Source organism: Haloarcula vallismortis ATCC 29715, assembly GCF_000337775.1.
GTDB lineage: Archaea > Halobacteriota > Halobacteria > Halobacteriales > Haloarculaceae > Haloarcula > Haloarcula vallismortis.
The window spans coordinates 1-6,515 of the sequence record NZ_AOLQ01000011.1; the positions used below are offsets into that span (position 1 = coordinate 1).

At 60.6% G+C, this 6,515-nt stretch carries 9 protein-coding genes; 4 read left to right on the top strand and 5 right to left on the bottom strand.

Translation table 11 applies throughout. The annotated features are described in order from the left end of the window. Nucleotides 1–108: 108 nt before the first annotated feature. On the bottom strand, nt 109–384 hold the full coding sequence (locus C437_RS03890) for a DUF7521 family protein (protein WP_004515576.1): 276 nt from the start codon (nt 382–384) through the stop codon (nt 109–111). A 3-nt stretch (nt 385–387) separates the two neighbouring features. Further along, complete coding sequence (locus C437_RS03895; protein WP_004515577.1) at nt 388–738, bottom strand: ArsR/SmtB family transcription factor; 351 nt, start codon at nt 736–738, stop codon at nt 388–390. A 114-nt stretch (nt 739–852) separates the two neighbouring features. On the opposite strand from C437_RS03895, the gene C437_RS03900 reads away from it, so the two are divergent. Together C437_RS03900 and C437_RS03905 are read left to right on the top strand one after the other, a co-directional pair. Next, complete coding sequence (locus C437_RS03900; RefSeq protein WP_004515578.1) at nt 853–1,413, top strand: DoxX family protein; 561 nt, start codon at nt 853–855, stop codon at nt 1,411–1,413. A gap of 29 nt (nt 1,414–1,442) precedes the next feature. Continuing rightward, the gene (locus C437_RS03905) at nt 1,443–1,838 is read left to right on the top strand and encodes an SHOCT domain-containing protein (protein ID WP_004515579.1); all 396 of its coding nucleotides are present in this window, start codon (nt 1,443–1,445) and stop codon (nt 1,836–1,838) included. Nucleotides 1,839–1,852: 14 nt separating this feature from the next. On the opposite strand, the gene C437_RS03910 is transcribed toward C437_RS03905, so the two are convergent. Beyond that, complete coding sequence (locus tag C437_RS03910; RefSeq protein ID WP_004515580.1) at nt 1,853–2,302, bottom strand: universal stress protein; 450 nt, start codon at nt 2,300–2,302, stop codon at nt 1,853–1,855. Between the two features lie 98 nt (nt 2,303–2,400). Then, nucleotides 2,401–3,786, bottom strand: coding sequence for a permease (locus C437_RS03915; RefSeq protein WP_004515581.1), 1,386 nt, complete (start codon nt 3,784–3,786; stop codon nt 2,401–2,403). 181 nt (nt 3,787–3,967) lie between these two features. Between C437_RS03915 and C437_RS03920 the strand changes: the two genes are divergently transcribed. After that, entirely contained in the window at nt 3,968–4,339 is a 372-nt protein-coding gene (locus C437_RS03920) for an SHOCT domain-containing protein (RefSeq protein ID WP_004515582.1), read from the top strand. Between the two features lie 19 nt (nt 4,340–4,358). Continuing rightward, nucleotides 4,359–4,997 carry a hypothetical protein gene (locus tag C437_RS03925; RefSeq protein WP_004515583.1) on the top strand — a complete coding sequence of 213 codons (639 nt, stop codon included), beginning with the start codon at nt 4,359–4,361 and terminating at the stop codon, nt 4,995–4,997. Between the two features lie 10 nt (nt 4,998–5,007). Here C437_RS03925 and C437_RS03930 read toward each other — a convergent pair whose 3' ends face one another. Then, the gene (locus tag C437_RS03930; RefSeq protein ID WP_004515584.1) at nt 5,008–6,246 is read right to left on the bottom strand and encodes a tyrosine-type recombinase/integrase; all 1,239 of its coding nucleotides are present in this window, start codon (nt 6,244–6,246) and stop codon (nt 5,008–5,010) included. Nucleotides 6,247–6,515 lie beyond the last annotated feature (269 nt).

The window sequence follows — 6,515 nt, forward strand, 5'->3', positions numbered from 1 at the left end:
TCCCCGCTGCGATCCTACACTATCGAGAACGAGGAGAGTCCAAACAGTAGCGGGGTCGAACCGGGCACGACGTACAGAGACCGCTTTTCGAATGGACATCCCGGATACTCAGGGATTCGGGGCATACAGCGCGTACAGGATCGACAACATCCCAGCTGCGGTGACGAGTGCTGCGACGAATCCCGCTTCGAAGATCGACACCTGGAGGAGTTCGAAGAGGACGCCTTCGAGGAGGCCGCCAAGGCCGACCAATGCGAATCCGGCGGCGACGTACAGGAGTAACTGCGTGTGATGCCGTTGGTACCCGCGATAGGCCTGATATGCGATGACCAGCGCCAGCGCAGTCGTGAACAGTTTGCCGATGACGAATAACGTGTGTTCCATGAGTCAGTCTCCCCGCATCTCCTCGAAGATAGTCGTAATCCGGTCGGCGGGGTCCGGCCGGACGTCGATTTGGACATCGAAGCCCTCGGCCTGCAGGAGGACTTCGACGCGTTCGAGGCGCGCCTCATATTCGCTGTAGTGTCGTCCTCCTGGGTCGACGTGCGTGTACTCTTCGAGGAGGCCCTGCTCAACGAGGTGCGTGACACGGCGCGAAACGGTCGGGCGCGACATATCGCATTCCTCACTGAGTTCCTTCGCGGACAGCCGGTCGGTCTTCGTCGCCACGAGGATGTTACGAGCGTACTCGTCGTCGAGCGTGGCGAAGATTTCCGCCGGGTCGGACTCCTCGGTCACATCTCCCTACTCGAGACAGGAGCGTAATATAGCCCGCCGATTTTCTGACTCAGAACGCCGGCTCGCCGTTATATGCTCTCTCCCGGCCTACTGATAGTTGAAGGTGCAATAATTATGTCCACACTCGACTCCGGTATGAACCAGCTCGAGAGCAAAGTCGGCGGGCTGACCGTCGGCGGGAAAGTCCACAGCCTCAGCGCGTGGTTCGTGCTGGCGCTCCGTCTCATGATGGGGTATGCGTTCGCGTACTCCGGGTTCACGAAGATTACCGGCGAGTTCGCGGCGGGCGGCTACCTCTCGAACGTCGCGGCGACGAACGGCAACCCCCTCGCGGGGATGTTCGCGTGGATGGGTAGTACGCCGTGGTTCGTCGAGTTCGCGAACGTCGCCGTCCCGTGGGGCGAGCTGTTCATCGGCCTCGGCCTGCTCGTCGGCGCGTTCGTCCGCCTCGCGGCGTTCTTCGGCGCGCTCATGATGCTCATGTTCTACTTCGGGAACTGGGACATGGGGCACGGATTCATCAACGGGGACTTCGCGTACATGCTCGTGTTCCTCGCGGTCGCCGCGTTCGCTGCGGGCCGCATCCTGGGGCTCGATCAGTACATCGAACAGTACGAGGTTGGTGGCGAGGCGCTCGTCGAGCGCTACCCTGCCCTCGAATACATCCTCGGCTAATCACGCCGAGCTCTTTCGGAAGTACAATAATGCAAAATCCAATACAAGCACGCGGAATTCGTTCTCTGGGACTCATCGTCATCGGTGCGCTCTCACTGGCCGTCGTCGGCGGGATGGCGCTGACGCACGCGGCCGTCCCCGACGCAATGATGTGGGGCTGGCACGACGGAATGTGGAACGGCGGCCACATGGCCGGGTGGAGTGCCTGGGGCTGGGGGATGATGCTGGTCGGTCTCCTGTGGATGGCACTCCTCGTCGCCCTCCCCCTCTATCTCGTCTACAGGTTGGCAACAGGGTCACGATCGAACGGAGGCTCCGAGGATAGCGCACTCGCTGTCCTCCAAGACCGGTACGCCCGCGGCGAGATCGACGATGAGGAATTCGATCGCCGCCGCGCTCGGCTCACCCCTGACGATGAACGGTAGCGTTCGGTCGTTCCTTACTCGCTGACTTCGGTTTTCACGACGGTTGCTGGACGGGTCGTCAATCGGAGGACGCGGTCGGTGACACTGCCGAGCAGCGCACGGTATTCATCCGGCCGGCGTTTGGTACCGAGTACGAGCAGGTCCGCGTCACAGTCGTCTGCGTGGTCGACGATCGTCTCAGCGGGGCGCCCTTGTTGCATCGTCGTCTCAACGTCGACACCGACGTCCGACGCTCGGCGCCGGAGCGCTGCAAGCGTCTCCTCGCCGTGTTCTTCGAGGCCGTGTTCAGGGCCTTCGGCTTCGTCGACGTACTCGTCGCCGCTGTACGCAGTCACGACGTCCTCGTCGACGACGTAGAGCACATGAAGGACTGCGTCGTGGGCGGCTGCGAGCTCAAGTGCGTGCGTTGCAGCTTCGTTAGACGCGACGGTACCGTCGGTCGACAGTAAGATTCGGTCGTACATTCAGTCGGATTTCAAACGGGGGTACATTAAATCTGGATTCCAGTCCTCACCGGTCAAGAGAGTCCGCTGTCAACCGTTGATCTTCGGCGAGACGTTCGTCAGTGGTCGTGTCCCTCCATCACCATCGGATGTCCGGTGGCAAATTCGTCGGGGTCCTCCTCGAAGGTCTCCTTGCAAGTCTGCGAGCAGAAGTAGTACGTTTCGCCGTCGTGTGTCGCCGATGGCCCGCCGTCGTCGGTCCGCATCCCGCAAACCGGGTCTCGGTACTGACCGGGAGCACCGAGGCCCTTCTTGTATACATAGAGGAGAAAGCCCGAAAGCGCGAAGGCGATGAGGTTGAGGTAGAACGTGTAGTTGAGTTCGAAGTACGTCTGTTCGGTCGCCGTCTCTCCGCCGGCCAGGTCGGGAACGATGCCGAAGGCGTCGAACAGTAGCTCCATGAGGAAGCCGGTGAACGCCATCGTGACGAAGAAGACGCCGAGGATGTACAGCATGATCTTCCAGCCGTAGTACTTCCGGTAGACGTTCAGTACGGGTATCGTGATGAGGTCGGCATAGACGAACGCGATGACGCCGGCAAAGCTGATGCCGCCACCCCAGAGGGCGACGGCGAACGGGACGTTGCCCATACTCCCGACGAAACTGATGACGGCGATAGCGACGCCCATAATCGCGTTCTCGGCGGTCACGAGCAGGCCGTCACCCTGGATGAACAGCGTGTTCCAGACCCACTGCGGGACGAAGACGATGACGAACCCCGAGATGAGGAAGCCGGCGATGACGTCCTTCCAGATCATCGACCACTCCTTGCGGAACTGGTTCCCGACTTTGTACCAGCCACCCCACGACCGCAACTCCTCACGCCACCCCCCGCGGCTGGACGCCTCCTGTAGGTACGTTTCCATACAGCCCTCCGAGCAGAACTCCAGTGTCTCGCCGCCGTCAGTGGTGAGGGTGTACTCGTCTTTGCCTTCCATCCCGCAGGTCGGGTCCTCGGTAATCCCCGCTTCCTGATCGCGTTCGTTGAGCGTCGCCCGGACCTCATCGAAGAGATTCTCGGGGAGTGTGAGATGGACAATAACGGCCATCACGACGATGAGAATGAGACCACCCAGCAGCTCCGCAAGAAGGAACTCCCAGCCCAGCAGGATCAGAATCATCAGACCAAGTTCAACGATGAGGTTCGTCGACGCGAACATGAAAGCGAGAAAGTTCACCGCGTGTGCCCCCTTCTTGAACAGCCCCTTCCCGATTGCGACGGCGCCGAAACTGCACCCGCTGCTCGCCGCTCCGAAAACGGTGGCTTTGGTGAGGCCGTTGAGATCACCGTCGCCGAGGACCTGAGCCATTCGTTCCTTGGAGACGTAGACCTGGACGAGGCTCGTGACAGTGAGCCCCATAATGATCGCCCACGCCGCCGTCCACAGGAAGCCAACACCGATGCGCAGGGCTTCAAGGATGCCATCAGTCATCGTCGCGACCATAGGTATCATTTCGAAGGGATCATCTTTTGCAGTTTTCCTTCAGATAGTTCGGTTCAGAACCCTGGTAAGTAGGGATTCAAAAGAAAACCGGGTGGCAGAAAGCGTAGGTCCAAGGCACAATCGCATTGAATAGTCAGTACGTAGTATTAGTTGAGACCCGATCTCACGGAGGAAACACACTATGCCGACAAAAACAGACGATACGCGACTTGTTACGCTCCTCCTCGTTATCATCGGTGCCGTATTCATCTTCCCGCTGTTCTTCATGGGCTTCGGGATGATGGGATTCGGCCCGATGATGGGCGGGATGTGGGGCGGTGGAATGTGGGGTGACGGAACGATGTCAGGCTGGATGTTCGTCGTCGGCATCGTGATGCAACTCCTGTTCCTCGCCACCCTCATCGGTGGTGGGTATCTCGTCTACCGCGCAATCACGGAGACCACGAGTGACCCAGACCAGGCACTCGAGGAACTCCGTCTCGCCTACGCTCGCGGCGAGCTGACGGACGAGGAATACGAACAGCGACGGGAGGCGCTTGAACGAGATACCTGATCCCGATTCGACAAAGCTGATGACCAGCATATCAGACCAGTTCCACGGGACAGCGCGTCCGGCACTTCCAGCGTGGCTTGACCGATACACAACGCTGGGACTGTATGGACTTCTCGTCGGTACTGGACTCTGCCTCGTCGCGTTCCTCACGAATCCAGTTCCCGATCCCTCGTTTCCATGGGCGACGCTTCCCGAGTCAGTACAATCGCCAATTGAGCAGCCCCGAATCGAGCACTGGCCAGTGACCTACACTATCGGTATCTGGCTGTGGGTTTTCTGCTTCCCCGCCCTCTTTCTCGCGGGATATCGGCGATACGGCCACTCGGAGCGTGGGGCCGCAGTGTGGCTCGTTGGGTTGCCGACCATCGCGATGCTGGGCTGGACTTCGTACTGCCGGTTCTTCTGGCCGAAGCTGTATCCGCCGACCTGGAACGCCCCGGCCTACACGTTCGTTTGCTGGCTGTACTGTTCGACCTACGATATCCTTTGGAGCAACGCAGCGTACGTGATCGCACTTCTTGGCGTCATCGCGACGGTTCTCATCGTCGACCGAACACGCGGAACCGAGTACGCGCTCATCGGATTCGGGATACTAGCCCTCCCTCTCGGCCTACCGGCCCTTTACGAAGGGACTCGTCGAGCAGGAGATGGGAGGTAATCTCAGTCGATTACCCCTGAGTTCGTGGTTCGATTTCGTTGAGCGCCTCTGTTGCGACATCCCCTAACTCTCCAGCTTCGATGTGCGAGTAGCGCTCTCGAACCATCTCTTCGGAGTTATCGAGATACCGAGCCGCGACCGTATATCCGAACGCGCGGACCAGCACCTCGCCCATCCCGCGGCGACCGCCGTGGGGTGCGAGATAGTCGTGTTTCGGATGGTCGATGTCGATTTCGGCGGTCTCCGAGAGTCGCTGAAGAATCGACCGTGCGCCGTCCGTCGTGATTGACGGCGGCCGGATATTCTCATCGAGCGCTAGCAGTAGGTCGCGAGCGTACTCCTCACGTCGCTCGGTGATAGCCTCCGGGCGTTCCCCGCGTTCGGCTAGCTCTTCCTGTACGAGCTCTGCGAGTGTTCGCTGGTCGAACGTCGGGAACACGGGCCACCGCTCCGTCGGCGGCTCCATCAGCTTCCAATAGCTCCGCAGCGGCGAGATCACCGGGTCGGGGAGACTCGCGGCGTCCCACTGCTGTTTCTTCCGGTAGACGTCCATACTCCCGTCGTCGAGCGAGAGGTCCTCCCAGCGGACGCCGCGCCGGCGCGGGTCGTTCGGATCCCGGAGGAGTTCTCCGACGCGGACAGCTGTGTACGCGAGGACGAACACCAGAGCCCGGTCACGAGCCGCCTTCAGCGCTTCGTAGCGCGCTCGCTGCTTGTCGAGGGGGTCAGTATCCTCCGGGAGTGTCGTGTACACTTCGACGGCGTCGCGGGCCCGTTCGTCGACGTGACGGGTGAGGGCGTGGCGCTGTTCGGACGTCCAGGCCTGCTGGTCGCCGGGCTTACGGCCGTCGTCCTCCGGTAACGGCGCCATCGCACTCGCCCGCTGCGCGTAATGCGCTTCGAGATATCCTTCGTTGACGCACCAGCCACACCACGCAGAGATATAGCGGTAATAGGTTTGTACCGTGTTCTGCTTGAGTCCCCGATTTCCACCGAGATGCCGGGCATACTCCCGGAACACGCGTTCGTCGAGATCGTCGAAGGTCGGCTCCCGGTCGACGTCGTTGGGGACTATCCCAGTCCAGTCGTTATCGCCACGGTCGCCGGCGGCCCACTCGGCGAACCGCTTGAGTTCGCGTGCAGCGTTTCGTCGATAGTTCCCGCCGTCGCCACCGCGGCCCTTCCCCTTGTCCTGGAGGTAGCGCTCGAAGCTGTCGTCGAGTGGCGTTGATAGGGCCCTGTCAGGCATCGACCGATCCTCCACCGTCCTGCGGGCCCAGTCTCGGTGGCTCTACCCCAGGGGAAGTGTCGTCGTGAGGCGGTTCCAGCATTTGTGCTCCACCGACGGCGTCGGGGTACTTCAAAGTGGTCGTGATTATTGGCATAATCAGGACCACTTTCTGTATTCGTCCCATCGGGAGAATTCGAGGTTCTGGAGTCTCTTAGCGCCGGAATTCCGCACTACAAGGAAACGTATATCGTATATCGCTATACAAAATCTCGACCCTCGTTCTGCAC